The sequence below is a fragment of the Deferrisoma sp. genome, from assembly GCF_054681715.1.
Genome location: NZ_BAAHFQ010000070.1, coordinates 1 through 16,453, shown reverse-complemented (window position 1 = coordinate 16,453; position 16,453 = coordinate 1). Strand labels below are relative to the sequence as shown.

Below are 16,453 nucleotides of genomic sequence, written 5' to 3'. Positions count from 1 at the left end.
GGATGGCGCGGCACCGTGTACCGGATCGGGGAGGGGTGATCCCATGGCGAAGCACACGCTGTTGTTCGTGGACGACGAGGAAAACATCCTCAGGGCCCTGGCCCGCCTGTTCCACCGCACGGGCCACGAGATCGTGCTCGCCCGAAACGGGGCCGAGGCCCTGAAGGTGCTCCAGGAGCGGCCCGTGTCGCTCATCCTGTCCGACCAGCGCATGCCGGGCATGAGCGGCACCGAGCTTCTCGCCCGGGCCCGGGATCTCCAGCCCGAGGCGGTGCGGATCATCCTCACGGGCTACGCCGACGCCAAGGCGGCCATGGACGCCATCAACGACGGCCGGGTCTACCGGTTCCTCCCCAAACCCTGGGACGACCGGGCGCTCCTGGAGGTGGTGGAGGAGGCCCTGGCCGATCTGGACCTCAAGCGCGAAAACGCAAGGCTCCAGGAGCAGGTGCGCCGGCAGAACGAGGAACTCCGGGAGCTCAACGCCACCCTGGAGCGCCGGGTCCTGGAGCGCACGAACGAGCTCCAGATGGCCCTGAAACTCTCCGAGGAGCTCAACGACAACCTGCGCAAGCAAAACCTCGCCACCATCAAGGCCTTCGCGAGCCTCCTGGACCTCAGGAGCCAGGCCCTGGGGGCCCACTGCCGCCGGGTGGCCGCCCTGATCCCGGGGATCTACGGCCGGCTCGGGGTGCGCGACCGGGCCGCCGTGCAGGACGCCGTGGTGGCGGCCCTTCTCCACGACATCGGAAAGATCGGACTGCCCGACGCGATCCTGCTCAAGGACCCGGCCCACCTGGGGTCCAACGAGCGCGAGGAGGTTCGCAAGCACCCGGTGTTGGGGGAGGGCCAGATCCAGGTGATCGAGGGGCTCGCGGCCGTGGCCCGGGCCGTGCGCCACCACCACGAGAACATCGACGGGTCGGGCTACCCCGACGGCCTCGCGGCCGACGAGATCCCGCTCGCGGCCCGGGTGCTTCGGGTGCTCGACGCCTACGACCACCTGACCCGGGGCGGGGCCCGCAAAGGGGCCGAGGAGCGGCTCGCCCTCGAGGCGATGGACCGGCAGGTGGGCCGGAAGTTCGACGGCGCCGTGTTCAACGCGCTCCTTGACGTCCTGGAGGAGCGAAAGGACGCCTACGACGCGAGCCGGGAGCGCAAGGTGCCCCTGGACGAGCTTCGGGAGGGCATGGTGCTCTCCCGGGACCTGCGGACCCAGACCGGGATCCTGCTCGTGCCCAAGGACGAGCCCCTGCGGCCGTCGTACCTGGAGAAGATCCGCAACTTCCGGGAGCTCTACCCCACCGACCCTTACGCCTACGTGTATCGGACCCCGGCCGCCCCGTGATCCGGGGAGGGCTGGAACGGAACTTGCTGTCAAGGGGTTGGCCCGGGGGCGACGGCGCTTGGGCGGCGATCCCGGCCCCGGCCGCCGACGGGGCGGGCGCACCGCAGGGAGGCCCCCGTTCGCGCCGACGTCCCTTTGGGGGCGCCGGTGCGCTTCGGGGCGCGGCGGGCCCCCGGGCCCCGCGGGGGGTGGGCGATTCGGCGGTAACGGTGGGTGATTTGGCGCAGGTGATCCCGCGGCGGACGGGGCCGTGATCCCTCGGAACCTCTCCGCCACTACCGGAAAGGAACCCATGTCCCGGTCCGGATGGACGTGGGCGGCCCTCGGGGCGCTCGTGCTCGGGGCCGCCGTGGCCGTGTTCGCCTGGCAGCGCGCGACCGAGCTCGCGGCGTTCGAGGCCGGGGTGCGCGAGCGCCTCGCGGCCGTGGCCGACGCCCGGAAGGCCGCGCTCCAGACCTGGCTCGCCGAGCGGCGGGCCGACGTCCAGGTGCTCGCCTGGGACCCCGACCTCATCGGCCTGTGCGCCGAGGGGGCGTGCCCCAAGGGCGTCGATCCCACCCACCTGCGTCTCCACCTGGACAACCTCCGGCTCTTCGGGGGCGTTCTGGGGGCGTACCTCTTCACGCCCCAGGGGGACCTCCTCCTGGAGGCCGAGGGAGGGATGCCCCCCTGCGCCGCGGCCGGGCCGATGGTCCGGCGGGTGGCCCGGGAGCACCGCACCCTCCTCCACGACGTCCACTTCGGCGACAACGGGGAGCCCATGGTCGGCATCCTGGCTCCGGTGTTCCAGCGGGCCGATCCGGCCGAGCGGCCCTCCGACGCGCCCGTCCTGGGGGTGGTGGGGCTCTACCTGGACCCGCGATCCACGCTGTTTCCCCTTCTGCGGGAGGCCCCGGGGGATCCGCCGGCGGAGGTCTACCTGGTGCGGCGGCCGGCCCGGGCCGGCTCCGACGCCGAGGTGGTGAGGCCGGGTTCCGACCCGCCGGTGGCGTTCTCCGCCGCCCGCCCGGGTTCGGTGGTCCAGGCGGCCCTCGAGACCCGGGAGACCGACGGCACGTTTCTGGGGCCGGCCGGCCGGCCCGTGGTCGGGGCGGTGCGGTGGATCTCGGACGCCGGATGGGGGCTCGTGGTGGCCGTGGACCGGGACGCCGCGCTGGCGCCGTGGCGGGAGAAGGCCCGGTGGGAGTCCGGGGCGGCCGGCCTCGGGGTGCTCTGCCTGGGGCTCGGCGGGGTGCTCCTGTGGCGCACCGGGTCGGCCCGGCGGTACCGGGCTCTCCTGGAGGAGGTCCGGTCGTCCGAGGAGCGGCTGCGGGCCCTCGCCGAGGGGTCGGACGACCCGGTGTTCCTCAAGGACACCCAGGGGCGCTACGAACTCGTGAACCCGGCGGGAGCCGGGATTCTGGGGGTGGCGCCGGACGAGGCCTTGGGCCGCCGGCCCCGGGATTTCCTGCCGCCCGAGGCCGCGGCGGTGGTCGAGGCCCACGACCGAAAGGTGCTGGAAACGGGCCGGCCGGTCCAGGCCGAGGAGGTGTTGCCCGTCGCCGGGGAGCCGAGGGTGTTCCTGGCGTCCCGGGTCCCGATCCGGGCCGCCGACGGCCGCATCCGGGGGGTGGCCGGGGTGCTCCGGGACATCACGGACCGAAAGCGCTGGGAGGAGGAGCTCGCCCGCCGGGCCCAGCGGCTCGACGGGCTCTACGCCCTGGCGAGCCGGCTCACCCTGGCCCAGACCGAGGAGGACGTGCTCCATACGCTGGTGGACGGGGCCGTGGCGGCGTTCGGGGCGGCCTCGGCCACCCTGTACCGGGCCGACGAGGCCCGGGGCGACCTGTACTTGGCGGCCGGCAAGAACCTGCCGCTGGCGTTTCGAAGCCGGTTCGGCCGGATTCCCCGGGACCACGGCCTGACCGGGGAGGTCCTGCGGGCCGAGGCGGTGCGCACGGCCGAGGACTACCGGGCCCACCCGGCCGCCGTGGCCGAGGCGGCCGACCTTGCGGGAACGGTCTCGGTGGCCGCGGTGCCCCTCAAGGCCGAGGGCCGGACCCTGGGGGTTTTGACCCTTTCCTTCGGCGAGCGCCGGGGGTTCACGGGGGACGACCTCGAGGCCCTGGAGACCCTGGGGCACATGGCCGGGGTGGCCCTCGAACGGGTGGCGGCCCTCGGGGCTCTCCGGGCCGAGGCTGCCGAGCGCCGCCGGGCCGAGGCGAGGTTGCGGCGGCTCCACGAGGCCACGGCGTCGCTCACGGGGATGGAGTTGTTCCGGGCCGTCGTCGAGGCGCTGGCACGGGAGTTCGGGGTGCGGGTCGCCCTGGTGAACCGGGTCGACCTCGTCTCCGGCATGGCCGAACCGGTGGCCGCCGTGGCCGACGGGGATCCCGTGCGGATTCCGGCCTTTCCCCTCGAGGGGACCCCGTGCGGGGAGGTCGTGGCTCGCAAGGACCTCGTGGTGATCCCCCACGGCCTGGTGGAGCGGTTCCCGGAGAACTCCTCGTTCCGGGAACGGGGGCTCGACGCCTACGCCGGGGTGCCGGTCACCGACAGCCGGGGCGAGGTGATCGGGATCCTGTGCGCGTTCCACGACCGCCCGTTCGATCTCGACGAGGCCGGGCGAGACCTCCTCGCCCTCTACGCCAGGCGGGTGGGGGGGGAGCTCGAGCGGATCGCCGGCGAGGAGCGCCTCGCGGAAACCCGGCGCGCCCTGGAGACCCTGATCGACAACCTCCCCGGGGCGGTGTACCGGTGCGGGTTCACCCCGGCCCGGGCGCCGGTGGAGTATCTGAGCCCCGCGGCCGAGCGGGTGTTCGCCGACGCCTCCGCCGTGCCCCTGGGGGACCCGGATCGGGGGCTCACCGCCTCCGTGGTGCCGGAGGACCGGCCGAGGGTCTGGCGGGAGATCGCGGCCGCGGCCCAGCGGGGCGGGCCGTACGAGCTGGAGTACCGGGTCCACGACGCCAAGGGGGAGCTCCGGTGGGTGCTCGACGTGGGCCGGGCGGTGGACGGCCCCGGAGGTCGGCGCCTCGAGGGGGTGCTGTTCGACGTCACCGAACGCCGGGCCCTGGAGGCACAGCTCACCCACAGCCAGCGCATGGAGGCCCTGGGCCGGCTGGCCGGCGGGGTGGCCCACGACTTCAACAACCTGCTCACGGCGGTTTCCGGTTACGCCGAGATGCTGGCCCGCCGGGTCCGGGGCAACGAGAAGGGCGAGCGCGCCGCCCGGGAGATCCTAAAGGCCGTGGACCGGGCGGCCGACCTCACGCGCCAACTCCTCACCTTCAGCCGGCGCCAGAAGGTGGAGCCCCGGGTGCTCCACCTGAACGAGACCCTCCGGGACCTGGCCGGCATGCTCGAGCGGCTCCTGGGGGAGGATGTGCGGCTCCATCTGGAACTCGGTTCCGGCGTGGGAACCGTGAAGGCCGACCCGGGCCAATTGGAGCAGGTGGTTTTGAATCTCGCGGTGAACGCCCGGGACGCCATGCCCCGGGGCGGGGACCTCCGGATCCGGACCCGGGCCGCCCGCGACGCCGACGGCACCCCCGTGGCCGTGATCGAGGTGGAGGACACGGGGGAGGGGATCGCCCCCGAGATCCGGGACCGCATCTTCGAGCCGTTTTTCACCACCAAGGCCGAGGACCGGGGCACCGGCCTCGGGCTCGCCACGGTGTACGGCATCGTGACCCAGGCCGGCGGCCGGGTGGAGGTGGAGTCCGAGGTGGGTCGTGGAAGCACCTTCCGGGTGGTCTGGCCTGCCGCGTCCGGCGCCGCGGCCGAGTCCGCACCCCGGGCGGCCGCCGAGGCCGCCGCGGGGGACGGCCGCGCCGTGGCCCTGGTGGAGGACGACCCCGCGGTGCGCGATCTCGCCGCCGACTGCCTGAGGGAACTCGGGTACCGGGTGCTTTCGTTCTCCACGGGCGAGGAAGCCGAGGCCGGGCTCGCCCGGGAGGCGAACCTCGACCTCCTCGTCACCGACGTCGTGATGCCCGGCATGCGGGGCCCGGAGCTCCTCCGGCGGCTCCGCCGGCGGTGGCCGGAGCTCCCGGCGGTGTTCGTTTCGGGCCACGCCGGGGATCAGCTGGCGGACCTCGAGACCGACCGGGCCCTCTTTCTCCAGAAGCCCTTTCGCCTCGCCGACCTGGAGGCCGCCGTGGCCCGGGCCCTGGGCTCGGACGAGGCCGGGGAACGGGTCGCGGAGCCGGACGCCTAGGGCCCTAGTTCCCCCCGGCGGTTCCCGACCCGGGCCGTCATCTCGTCCACGAGCGCCACCAGCCGCTCCACCGAGGCCTCAAATAGTTCCCGGCCCTTTTCCGCCGAGGCGGCTCCAGGGTTCCCCCAGACCCCCCCCGGCCACTGGCCGCGCTTGTCCCGGGCCACGAAGGGGGTTTCGAACCGGGGATACTCCTCGGGGGCCGTGCCCCGCACCTGGTCGGGCGCAAGGTACAAGACCCGGCTCGTCTCGATCTCCCCGGCGTGGCCGTCGTCGGCCGTGTCCACGATGCCGCTCCGGCCCGCCTCCTGGGCCCAGCGGTACTCGCACACCACGGCAAGCTCGAGGTCCGGGAGTCCCCCGGCCAACGCCTCGGCCGCCTCCTCCAGGGCGGCCATGTGGAGCCCCCCGGCGTGGCCCGACACGAACAGGATCCCCCGGATCCCCTGGGCGTGGAGGCTCCGGCCCAGGTCGAAGGCGAGGCGGCGGAGCGTCTCGGGCCGGATCGAGAGGGTGCCCGGGTGGTCGCGGGTGCTCCGGCAGTAGCCGTAATGGACCGGGGGGCACAGGAGAAAGGGCCTGCGACGGCTCGCCTCGAGGGCCACCTCCCACACCTGGAGGGTGTCGGTGGAAAGGGGCAGGTGGGGCCCGTGCTCCTCCACGCTGCCGAAGGGCACCAGGGCGATTCCCACCTCCCGGGCGGCCCGCTCGAACTCACCCATGGTCATCTGGTCGACGCGCATCAAAAACTCCTTGACCTGGTCTGGATCGTGCCCGTAGCATACCTCGCCTTTTTCCGCACGTCCCCCCCCGGCCCGCGAGGGAATCCGTGAAGATCGCCGCCGTGCAGATCGCGTTTCACCCCGATCCGGACCGGATGCGGTCGCGGGCCGCGCAGTTCCTGGAGGCGGCCCGGGCCCGGGGCGCGGGGATCGCCTGCCTGCCGGAGCTCGCGTTCCACCCCTGGTTTCCCCGGCACCTTGAGGCCGATCCGGCCCCGCTGGCCGAGCCCCTGGACGGTCCCCTGGCGCGGTGGGCGGCCGAGACGGCCCGCTCGATCGGTATCGCCCTCGTTCTGCCCTTTTGCGAGAGGGCCGGCGACGGCGTATACCACAACAGCGCCCTCGTGATCGATGCCCAGGGCCGTCGGCAGGGCCTGTACCGGAAGGTCCACCCCCCCGACATCCCGGGTTGGCACGAGCGCCGGGCCTTCGCCCCCGGAGACCTCGGGTTCCCGGTGTTCGAGGTGGCCGGGCTCCGGTTCGGGGTGCAGTTGGGGTGGGACCATTTCTTCCCCGAGGGGTACCGGTGCCTGGCCCTCGCCGGGGCCCAGGCCGTGTTCGTGCCCACCGCGGCCGCCTACGCGAGCCACGAGCGGTGGCTCGCCATGGGGGTGAGCCACGCCGTGGCCAACGGGGTTTACGTGATGCGGGTCAACCGGGTGGGCAGCGAGGATGGCCTCGATTTCTACGGGCACTCCTACGTGGTCCGGCCCGACGGGGACCTGGCGGCCGAGCCCCTCGGCATGGCCGAGGGGGTGCTCCTTGCCGAGGTGGACCCGGCCGTGGTGGAGTGGGCCCGGCGGACCTGGCCGTTCCTGGCCGACCGCCGGCCCCGCCAGTATGCCGCCGTGGCGGGGGTGGGGTGGCCCCGCCGGCCCGAGGAGTTGCCCGATCCGGCCGAGGAGGAGACGCCATGACCCTCGACATCCGCGCCCAGTGCGCCGTGTGCGCTTGGCGCGAAACCTGCACGAAGACGCACACCCTGAAGGAGACGGCCCTCCACTGCCCGGATTTCTGCCGGGACGCGGCCCTGCCCCCCGAGGAGGAGGCGAAAGGGGCGCCCGAGCGCCACAAAAAGGTGGAGGACGTGTTCGGGGATTCGTGAGACGGGGCGGTCTTCGCCCCCGCTTCAGCCCCCAAGGCCCGGGTCGGGTAGCCGTGGGCCAGGGGGCGCTTTGCCCTGGGGGCCTCCCGGGGGGCCCCAAACCGACCGAGAGGACACGCCGTGCGCCGAACGCTGACCGACCTTTTCTCCCAGACCCTGGACCGCGCCGTGGCCGCGGGGGCCCTGCCGGACCCCGGGCGACCCCTTCCCTGGAAGGTCGAGCTCCCCCGGAACCCCGAGCACGGGGATTTTGCGACGAACCTGGCCCTGGTCCTCGGGGCGGCCGTGAAACGGCCCCCCCGCCAAGTGGCCGAGATCCTCACGGCCCACCTGGAGGACCCGGAGGGCCTCGTGGCCTCGGTGGAGGTGGCGGGGCCGGGATTTCTCAACGTGCGGCTCCGGCCGAGCGCCTGGACCCGGGTGCTCCGGGACGTGGAGCGCGAGGGGCCGGCGTTCGGGCGTTCCGAGGCGGGGCGCGGCGAACGGGTCCAGGTGGAGTTCGTCTCCGCGAACCCCACCGGGCCCTTGCACGTGGGCCACGGCCGGGGCGCCGCCGTGGGCGACGTGCTGGCCCGGCTCCTGGAGTTCGCGGGCTACCGGGTGGAGCGCGAGTACTACGTGAACGACGCCGGAAACCAGATGCGGATCCTGGGCCGCTCGGTGCTCCTGCGGTGCCGGGAACTCGCCGGGGAGCCGGTGGCGTTCCCGGACGACCACTACCGGGGGGACTACGTCCGGGACCTGGCCCGGGAGGCCCTGGAGCGGTTCGGGGACGAGTGGCGGGCGTGGTCGGAGGAGGAGGCCGTCGAGCGGCTGGGCCGCTGGGCGGGCGAGAGGATTCTCGAGGGGATCCGGGACGACCTCGAGGCCTTCGGTGTGCGGTTCGACCGGTGGTTTTCGGAGACGTCGCTCCACGAGGCCGGTGCGGTGGAGGCGGCCCTCCGGGAGCTCGAACAGCGGGGGGAGGCCTACCGCGCGGACGGGGCCCTTTGGCTTCGGACGACGGCCCACGGGGACGAGAAGGACCGGGTGCTCGTCAAGAGCGACGGGTCCCTCACCTACTTTGCGGCCGACATCGCCTACCACCTCGACAAGTTCGCCCGGGGGTTCGACCGGGTGGTGGACATCTGGGGTGCCGACCACCACGGCTACGTGCCCCGGATGAAGGCCTCCCTGGCGGCCATGGGGATCGATCCGGACCGGCTCGAGGTCCTGCTGGTGCAGTTCGTGAGCCTCCTGCGGGGCGGCAAGCCCGTGGGCATGAGCACCCGGGCCGGCGAGTTCGTGACCCTGCGGGAGGTGGTGGACGAGGTCGGCCGGGACGCGGCGCGGTTTTTGTTCCTCACCCGGTCGTGCGACGCGCCGCTGGATTTCGACCTCGAGGTGGCCAAGGCCCAGACCGCGGACAACCCGGTATTCTACGTGCAGTACGCCCACGCCCGGATCTCCAGCGTGTTCCGCGAGGCCGAGAAGGCGGGGGTTTCGGTGCCCTCGGCGGCCGAGGCCGAGCTCGACCGCCTCGTCGAGGAGGACGAACGGGAGCTCCTCAAGCTCCTCTACCTGTTCCCCGAGGTGGTGGAGGAGGCCGCGCTCCAGCGGGAGCCCCACCGGCTCACGTTTTACCTCCAGGATCTCGCGGCCCGGTTCCACGGGTACTATAACCGTTACCGGTTCCTCGTGGACGACCCGGATCTCGCCGGGGCACGGCTGTGTTTGGCCGGGGCCGTGCGCCGGGTCATCGCCAACGGGTTGGGGATCCTCGGCGTGGCGGCGCCGGAGACGATGTGAGGGAGATGCGGGACCGCCGGCACGTGGACGACCGGCACGTCGTGAGGCTCGACACCGGCCGCCTGGTGGTGGCGGCCGTGGGGGGAAGCCTCGTGCTCGTCCTCGTGTTCCTCCTGGGGGTGTTCGTGGGCCGGTCCCTGTGGGCGCCCCCGGGGCTGCCGCCCGAGCTGGCGGCCCCGACCCCGGGCGCCGGGGAGGCGGGGCCCGCCGCGCCGAAGGAGGAGGGGGTGCTCCGGGAGCCGGCCCCGGCCGTCACCCCGCCCCCGGAGCCCGAGTTGACCTTTTATCGCGAGCTCAAGCGGCCGGTTTCGGCACCGGAGGCCGAGCCGCAAGCGCCCGCGGCGGCGCCGCCCCGGGCGGCGGCGAAGCCCGAGCCCCCCGAGGCGGACCCGCGGAAGGCCGAGGCCGCCTCGCCCCCGAAGGCGCCGGTCGAGGCGGAGCCCCCGGTGTTCACGGTGCAGGTGGGGTCGTTTCGGGCCCGGGCCGACGCGGAACGGTTCCTGGCCGAGATCCGAAAGCAAGGGGTTGACGCCGAGGTCGTGGAGGCGTCGGTGGCGGGTCGTACCTGGTACCGGGTGCAGGCCGGCCGGTTCCGGAGCCGCACCGCGGCGGCCGAGTTCCAGGAGTCGGTGCTCCGAACGAAGGGGATCCAGGGGTTCGTGACCACCCGGTGACCTTGACAAACCCGGTGCCAGCCTGAATGTTGTAGCTTCGTTGGGCTCGTTGCCGCCGGCGGGGCACGGGACCCTCGCGGGTTGGATGCCGCGGCCGGCGGGTCCCTTTGGCCTTGGCCCGGCGGAAACCCCAGGGAGGAGACCCATGGCCGAGACGTCCGCGCTGGAAGGGCGGATCGAGCGAGAGTTGGTGGCGGCGATGAAGGCGAGGGACGCCGCCAGGGTGTCGGCCCTCCGCAATATCCGGGCGGAGTTGGAGCGACGCCGCATCGAGAAGCGGGCCCCCCTCGACGAGGGGGAGGTGCTGGCGGCCCTGGGCACCCTCGCGAAGCAGCGCCGGGAGAGCATCGAACAGTTCCGGGCCGGCGGCCGGGACGACCTCGTCCAGAAGGAAACGGCCGAACTGGCCGTGATCGAGGAGTTCCTCCCCGAGCAACTCGGGGACGACGAGCTCCGCGCCGAGGTGGACCGGGCCGTCGCGGAGGCGGGGGCCTCGGGGCCCAAGGACATGGGAAAGGTGATGAAGATCCTCATGCCTCGCGTGCGGGGCCGCGCCGACGGCGCGCGGGTCAACGCCCTGGTGCGCGAGAGGCTCTCGGTGGAGGGGCGTTGACGTCCTCCTTGCCCTCCCGCGAGCCCCGGCCGGCCCGGGGCGCGGACGAGCGGACCCTCCACGTCCTGGACTTTTTCCGGATCCTGGAAGTCTTGGCCGAAGGGGCCCGCTCGCCCCAGGGGCGGGCCCTGTGCGGGGCCGTGCGGCCGCTTCCGGACCCCGAGGCCGCCCGGGAGGCCCTGGCCGAGGTCGAGGCCCTGGGTCGGCTGGAGCCCGATCTGGGGCTTCCCCCCGTGGGGGGCCTCCGGGAGATCGGGCCGCACCTCCGGACCGCCCGCAAGGCCGGGGTGGTCTTGGGGGTGGAGGCCCTTCTCGAGATCCGCGACACCCTGGAGGCCTGCGCCCGGGTCCAGGAGTACCTGGAGGACGCGGCGGCCGAGGGATCGATCCTGGGGCGGTATGCGGCCCGGATGCGCCCCTTGGACCTCCTGGTGGACCGGTTCGCCAGGGTGTTCGGGCCCCGGGGCGAGATCCTGGACGGGGCGAGCCCCCGCCTGGCCGCGATCCGGGAGGAACTGCGGAGGGTCCGGGGGAGGATCCGCTCGCGTCTCGAGCCCCTGCTGCGGGAGCGGGATCTCGCCCCCGCGGTGCAGGACGACTTCGTCACGGTGCGCGACGGCCGGTATGTGGTGCCGCTCCGCACCGATTTTCGGGGCTACCTGGAGGGAATCGTCCACGACCGCTCCCGCACGGGGCAGACTTTTTTCGTCGAACCCCTGGAGGTCGTGGAGCTCAACAACCGGATGGGCTCCCTCCTGGAGGAGGAAGAGGAGGAGATCCGGCGGATCCTGGCGGAGCTCACGGCCTGGGTCGGCCGGGAGGCCGGCGCCATCGCGGCCAACGTGGCCGTGGCGGCCCACCTCGACCTCCTGGCGGCCAAGTGGGCCCTGGCCCGACGGCTCGGGGCCGTGCGGCCCGAGGTGGTGGGGAGCCGGGAGCTCGGGCTCCGGGAGGCCCGGCACCCGCTGCTCGCGCTTCGGTCCGACGAGCGGGTGGTGCCGGTGGACCTCTTCGTCGGCGGCGAGGAGGTGGGGGGGGCCCGGCTCCTTCTGATAACGGGCGCGAACGCGGGCGGCAAAACCGTGGCCCTCAAGACCGCGGGGCTTCTCGTGCTCATGGCGCGCTCGGGGCTTTTCGTGCCGGCCGCCGAGGGGAGCCGGGTGGGTTGGTTCGACCCGGTGTTCGCCGACATCGGCGACGAGCAGGACTTGGACCGGCATCTCTCCACCTTCACCGGCCACTTGGGCCGGCTGCGGGAGGCCCTGGAGGGGGCGGAGCCCGGGACCCTGGTGCTCTTGGACGAGTTGGGGGCCGGGACCGACCCCCGGGAGGGCGGGGCCCTGGCGCTCGCCGTCCTGGAGGCCCTCCTCGACGCGGGGGCGACGGTGATCGGCACGACCCATCTCGAGGGCCTCAAGGGGTTCGCCTACGCCCGGCCCGACGCCGAGAACGCGGCCGTGGCCTTCGACCGGGAGACGGGCCGCCCGCTCTACCGGCTGGTGTACGGTCGGACCGGCCGCTCCAACGCCTTCGAGGTGGCCGAGCGCACCGGGTTTCCGGCCCACGTGCTTGCTCGGGCCCGGGCCTACGCGGTCGGGGGCGACGAGCCGGGGGCCGGGTTTCTCCAGGCGATCGAGCGGGCCCGGGACGAGGCCCTGGAGGCGGCCCGGCGGGCCCGGGAGGCCGAGGCCGAGGCCCGGCGGCGCCTCGAGGAGGCCGAGCGACGCCTGTGGGAGGCCGAGGAGGCCCGCCGAAGGGCCCGGGAGGAGGCCTGGGAGGCCGCCCGGGCCGAGATCCAACGGGCCCGAAAGGGGCTCGCCCGGGTGATCCGCCGGTTCGCCCGGCGCGAGATCACCCAGCAGGAGGCCGAGGCCGAGGTGACCCGGATCGAGCGGCGGGTGGAGGCCGAGGTCCGGGAACCCCCGGAACCGCCAGGGCCGGCGGGCATGCCCCGCGAGGGGGACTGGGTACGGATCAAAGGGGTGGGCCGGGAGGGCCGGGTGGTGGAGGTCAAGGACGGCCAGGCCCTGGTTGATGTGGGGGGGCTTCGGGTCACGGCGGCCCCGGCCCAGCTGGAGCCGGCGGCCCCGTCCCGCCCCCGCCCGGCCGGGGGCGCGGTGCGGGTGCAGGCGCAGGCCCCGGGGGGGGCGGAGGTGGTGCTGGTGGGCTGCCGGGTGGACGAGGCGCTGCGCCGGCTCGACCGGGCGCTCGACGGGGCGGTCCTGGCCGGTCTGGGCGAGCTCAAGGTGGTCCACGGGCGGGGGACCGGTGCGCTGCGCCGGGCGGTGCGGGAGGCCCTGGACGCCGATCCGCGGGTCTGCGGGTGGCGGCCCCTCGACGCCGACGCGGCCACGGTGGCCGAGCTTTCCGGGCGCTGACCGGCCCGGCGGCGAACCCGGCACCCGGGTGCCCGGGGCCGTGCCCCGGGGACCGCCGGCCGGAAACGGAAGGGACCCCATGCGCTTCGACGACGAGACCCTCCAGGCGATCCGAGACCGCGTGTCCATGGTGGACCTGGTGGGTCGCTACGTGGAGCTTCGGCGAAGCGGGAAAAACTGGAAGGGGCTTTGTCCGTTCCACGACGAACGGACCCCGAGCTTCGTGGTGAACGACGAACGGGGGTTCTACCACTGCTTCGGGTGCGGGGCGGGGGGGGATCTCTTCCGGTTCGTCATGGAGATGGAGGGCCTGGGGTTCTCCGAGGCCGTGGAGCGCTTGGCCCGGGAGGCCGGGGTGCCCCTGGCCCGGGGGCCGGCCGAGTCCCGGCCGGCCCGGGACGAGAAGGCGAGGCTCCTGGCCGTCCTCGATCTGGCGGCCCGGTACTTCCGGTACCAGCTCACCTCGGGCCGGGCGGGGGAGGCGGCGCGGGCCTACCTGGAGCGAAGGGGAGTGGGGCCGGAGCTGGCCGAGCGGTTCGGGCTGGGATACGCCCCCAGGGGGTGGGATCACCTGGCCCGGTTTCTGAAGAGCCGGGGGTGGGATCTGGAGGTGGCCGAGCGGGCCGGCCTGGTGCGGGCGAGGCAGGCAGGGGGCGCGTACGACCGGTTCCGCGACCGGATCATGTTCCCGATCCACGACGCATCGGGCCGGGTCGTGGGGTTCGGGGGGCGGGTCATCGGCGAGGGGGAGCCCAAATACCTCAACGGGCCCGAGACCCCGGTGTTCCAGAAGCGGCGGCTCCTCTACGGGCTCTACCAGTCGGCCGACGCCCTGCGGCGCAACCGGGAGGCCTGGGTGGTCGAGGGGTACCTGGACGTGATCAGCCTCCACGGCCGGGGCCACGCCCGGGCGGTGGCCACCCTGGGCACCGCGTTGGGCCCGGAGCACCTCCGGGAGCTCCGGCGCCGGGCCGACCGGGTGGTGCTCCTCTACGACGGCGACGAGGCCGGCCGGCGGGCGGCGCTTAGGAGCCTCGACGTGTTCCTCGCGGAGGGGGTGGAGTGCCGGGCGGTGTTCCTGCCCCCCGGCCACGACCCCGACTCCTTCGTCCGGGAGGGCGGGGACCTGGAGTCGGAGGTGCGAAAGGCGCCGCCGCTCTTCGATCTGTTCCTCGAGGACGTCGTCCGGCGGACCGATCGGTCCTCGGTGCCGGCCCGACTCCGGGCGGCCGACCGGGTGGGGGAGCTCCTGGCCAAGGTGGCCGACCCCCTGGCCCGGGACCTCTACGCCCGTCGGGCCGCCGAGGCCCTGGAGGTGGACGAGGCCCGGCTTCGGCAGCGGGCCCGCACGCCCGCCAAGCCAGGGGGCGAGACGGCCGAGGTCCCGGCGACTCCCGCGGAGGATCCCCTGGAGCGGGCCGTGGTGGCGTGCCTGGTGCACCGGCCCCGCACCCGGGAGGCCTTTCGGCAGGAGGGCATGGAGGAATGGCTCGCCCCGGGGCCGCTCCGGGACGCGGCGCGGTGGGTGGCCGAGCAGGCCGAGGAGCTTCGGCTCACGGCGGCCCCCGAGGCCGTCCGGTCGCTCGTGGCGCGGCTCGCGGTGGAGGAGGAGGGGGCGTTCCCCGAGTTCGGGGAACTCGTGCGCCGGCTCCGGCTGCGGGCGGCCCGGCGCGAGGCGGCCCGGGTGCTCCGGCGGCTGCGGGCCGCCGAGAAGGCGGGAGACGCGGGCGGCGTCGAGGCGTGCCTCCGCCGGAAGGCGGAGTTGGACCAGGAGATCGCCCGGCTGCAGGGGTAGGGCGAGGCGTGGCGAACCAAGCGACCGGAGAGCGGACGAACATGAGCAGAGGGTTTCGGCTCGAAGACTTCGAGGAACTCATCGAGGAAGGGCGTGACCGGGGGTACGTGACCTACCGGGAACTCAACGACTTCCTGCCCGACGAGTACGTGGATCCCGAGGCGATCGACGACCTCATCATGACCCTGCGGGATCTCGACATCGAGGTCGTCGAGGAGGAGGCGGTCGAGGCCGCCTCCGAGGGCGCCGAGGAGTTCGAGGCCGAGGACTCCGAGGGGTCGAAGGACCTGGAGGCCAAGGAGGAACCGGCCGAGGAAGAGGAGCGCGCCGACTACGAGGCCCTGTTCGAGCGCACCAACGACCCCGTGCGCATGTATCTGCGGGAGATGGGGTCGGTGTCGCTCCTGACCCGGGAGGGTGAGGTCGAGATCGCCAAGCGCATCGAGGCCGGGCTCAACGAGGCGTTCGAGGCGGCCTTTAGCGGCTCCCTCGCGGTGGAGGAGATCGTGGCCCTCGGGGAGAAGCTGCGCACGGGGGAGGTGAGCCTTCGCACGGTGATGGACCTGAGCGACGATCTGGAGGAGGCGGCGGAGGTCGAGGACGACGAGGGGGAAGAGCCCGAGGAATCCCGGGGGGAGCCGGGTGGGCCGGAGAGCCAGGTGGACCGGGTGCTGGCGGTGATCGACACCCTGCGCAGCCTCGACCAGAAGCGCTCGGAGCTCAGGGCCCGCCAGGCCGCGGGGGAGGACGTGGGGGCCGAGATCGCCTCGATCCAGAAGGAGATGGTGCGCCATTTCCGGTCCCTGGGCCTCAAGGACACGGTGGTGGACCAGATCGTCGAGCGGTACTTCGAGCTGGCCGACCGGGTCCGGGCCGCCGAGTCCCGACTTCGGGCCATCGAGGCCGAGATCGGCATGACCCCCCAGGAGTTCCTGGCCCTGTGGGAGGGCAAGAGCCTCCGGGCCATCTGCGAGGAGATGGGCCGGAGGCCCGACCAGGTCAAGCGGCTGCGCAAGGAGATCCGGGGCCACCTCGACGCCATCCGGCAGGCGGAGGAGCGCACCGGGCTCACCCGCGACGCCCTCTTCGAGAAGGTCAAGGCCATCAAGTCGGGACAGCTGCGCGCCAAAATGGCGAAGACCGAGCTCATCGAGGCGAACCTGCGGCTCGTGGTGAGCATCGCCAAGAAGTACACGAACCGCGGCCTCCAGTTCCTCGACCTGATCCAGGAGGGCAACATCGGGCTCATGAAGGCCGTGGACAAGTTCGAGTACCAGCGGGGGTACAAATTCTCCACGTATGCCACCTGGTGGATCCGGCAGGCCATCACCCGGGCCATCGCCGACCAGGCCCGCACGATCCGGGTGCCGGTGCACATGGTGGAGACGATCAACAAGCTCGTGCGCACGAGCCGCTACCTCGTGCAGGAGCTCGGTCGGGAGCCCAAGCCCGAGGAGATCGCCGAGCGCATGGACATGAGCGTGGCCAAGGTGCGAAAGGTGCTGCGGATCGCCAAGGAGCCCATCAGCCTCGAGACCCCCATCGGGGACGAGGAAGACAGCCACCTGGGCGACTTCATCGAGGACAAGAACGCGATCCTGCCCGACGAGGCGGCCGAGCACGCGAACCTGGCCGAGAAGACCCGGGAGGTCCTGGCCACCCTCACGCCCCGGGAGGAGAAGGTGCTGCGGATGCGGTTTGGCATCGACGAGAAATCGGACCACACCCTGGAGGAGGTGGGCCGGGACTTCGCGGTGACCCGGGAGCGGATC

The 16,453-nt window shown here is 73.5% G+C and carries 11 protein-coding genes; 10 read left to right on the top strand and 1 reads right to left on the bottom strand.

Annotated features, from left to right (window positions below; translation table 11 throughout):
- Positions 1–43: 43 nt before the first annotated feature.
- Together ACY0I8_RS10895 and ACY0I8_RS10890 are read left to right on the top strand one after the other, a co-directional pair.
- Complete coding sequence (locus tag ACY0I8_RS10895; protein ID WP_461394768.1) at positions 44–1,348, top strand: HD domain-containing phosphohydrolase; 1,305 nt, start codon at positions 44–46, stop codon at positions 1,346–1,348.
- 292 nt (positions 1,349–1,640) lie between these two features.
- Positions 1,641–5,546 carry a PAS domain-containing protein gene (locus tag ACY0I8_RS10890; RefSeq protein ID WP_461394767.1) on the top strand — a complete coding sequence of 1,302 codons (3,906 nt, stop codon included), beginning with the start codon at positions 1,641–1,643 and terminating at the stop codon, positions 5,544–5,546.
- Here the strand turns inward: ACY0I8_RS10890 and ACY0I8_RS10885 are convergent.
- On the bottom strand, positions 5,543–6,289 hold the full coding sequence (locus ACY0I8_RS10885; RefSeq protein ID WP_461394766.1) for a creatininase family protein: 747 nt from the start codon (positions 6,287–6,289) through the stop codon (positions 5,543–5,545). The genes ACY0I8_RS10890 and ACY0I8_RS10885 overlap by 4 nt on opposite strands.
- 86 nt (positions 6,290–6,375) lie before the next feature.
- Here ACY0I8_RS10885 and ACY0I8_RS10880 point away from each other — a divergent pair, with 86 nt between their 5' ends.
- From ACY0I8_RS10880 to rpoD, 8 genes are all read left to right on the top strand, one after another.
- A complete protein-coding gene (locus tag ACY0I8_RS10880) occupies positions 6,376–7,245 on the top strand; it encodes a nitrilase-related carbon-nitrogen hydrolase (protein ID WP_461394765.1) in 870 nt (289 codons plus the stop codon).
- Positions 7,242–7,433 (top strand): hypothetical protein, encoded by a 192-nt coding sequence (locus tag ACY0I8_RS10875; RefSeq protein WP_461394764.1) that lies wholly within the window; start codon positions 7,242–7,244, stop codon positions 7,431–7,433. Before ACY0I8_RS10880 ends, ACY0I8_RS10875 begins: the two co-directional genes overlap by 4 nt.
- Positions 7,434–7,553: 120 nt before the next feature.
- Positions 7,554–9,221 (top strand): arginine--tRNA ligase, encoded by a 1,668-nt coding sequence (gene argS / locus ACY0I8_RS10870; protein ID WP_461394763.1) that lies wholly within the window; start codon positions 7,554–7,556, stop codon positions 9,219–9,221.
- 5 nt (positions 9,222–9,226) lie between these two features.
- Positions 9,227–9,895 (top strand): SPOR domain-containing protein, encoded by a 669-nt coding sequence (locus tag ACY0I8_RS10865; RefSeq protein WP_461394769.1) that lies wholly within the window; start codon positions 9,227–9,229, stop codon positions 9,893–9,895.
- 145 nt (positions 9,896–10,040) lie between these two features.
- Positions 10,041–10,508 (top strand): GatB/YqeY domain-containing protein, encoded by a 468-nt coding sequence (locus ACY0I8_RS10860; protein WP_459942098.1) that lies wholly within the window; start codon positions 10,041–10,043, stop codon positions 10,506–10,508.
- On the top strand, positions 10,505–12,886 hold the full coding sequence (locus ACY0I8_RS10855; RefSeq protein WP_461394762.1) for an endonuclease MutS2: 2,382 nt from the start codon (positions 10,505–10,507) through the stop codon (positions 12,884–12,886). Before ACY0I8_RS10860 ends, ACY0I8_RS10855 begins: the two co-directional genes overlap by 4 nt.
- Before the next feature lie 79 nt (positions 12,887–12,965).
- On the top strand, positions 12,966–14,681 hold the full coding sequence (gene dnaG / locus ACY0I8_RS10850; RefSeq protein ID WP_461394761.1) for a DNA primase: 1,716 nt from the start codon (positions 12,966–12,968) through the stop codon (positions 14,679–14,681).
- Positions 14,627–16,453 (top strand): RNA polymerase sigma factor RpoD (gene rpoD / locus ACY0I8_RS10845; RefSeq protein ID WP_461394760.1); only part of this gene is annotated, 1,827 nt, incomplete at its 3' end. The genes dnaG and rpoD, both read left to right, overlap by 55 nt.

What these genes read in the sequence shown, in the direction of transcription:
- ACY0I8_RS10860 (WP_459942098.1), top strand. Translation starts at nt 10,041, where the DNA reads ATGGCCGAGACGTCCGCGCTGGAAGGGCGGATCGAGCGAGAGTTGGTG.
- ACY0I8_RS10890 (WP_461394767.1), top strand. Translation starts at nt 1,641, where the DNA reads ATGTCCCGGTCCGGATGGACGTGGGCGGCCCTCGGGGCGCTCGTGCTC.
- ACY0I8_RS10885 (WP_461394766.1), bottom strand. Translation starts at nt 6,289, where the DNA reads ATGCGCGTCGACCAGATGACCATGGGTGAGTTCGAGCGGGCCGCCCGG.
- ACY0I8_RS10865 (WP_461394769.1), top strand. Translation starts at nt 9,227, where the DNA reads ATGCGGGACCGCCGGCACGTGGACGACCGGCACGTCGTGAGGCTCGAC.
- ACY0I8_RS10895 (WP_461394768.1), top strand. Translation starts at nt 44, where the DNA reads ATGGCGAAGCACACGCTGTTGTTCGTGGACGACGAGGAAAACATCCTC.
- ACY0I8_RS10875 (WP_461394764.1), top strand. Translation starts at nt 7,242, where the DNA reads ATGACCCTCGACATCCGCGCCCAGTGCGCCGTGTGCGCTTGGCGCGAA.
- dnaG (WP_461394761.1), top strand. Translation starts at nt 12,966, where the DNA reads ATGCGCTTCGACGACGAGACCCTCCAGGCGATCCGAGACCGCGTGTCC.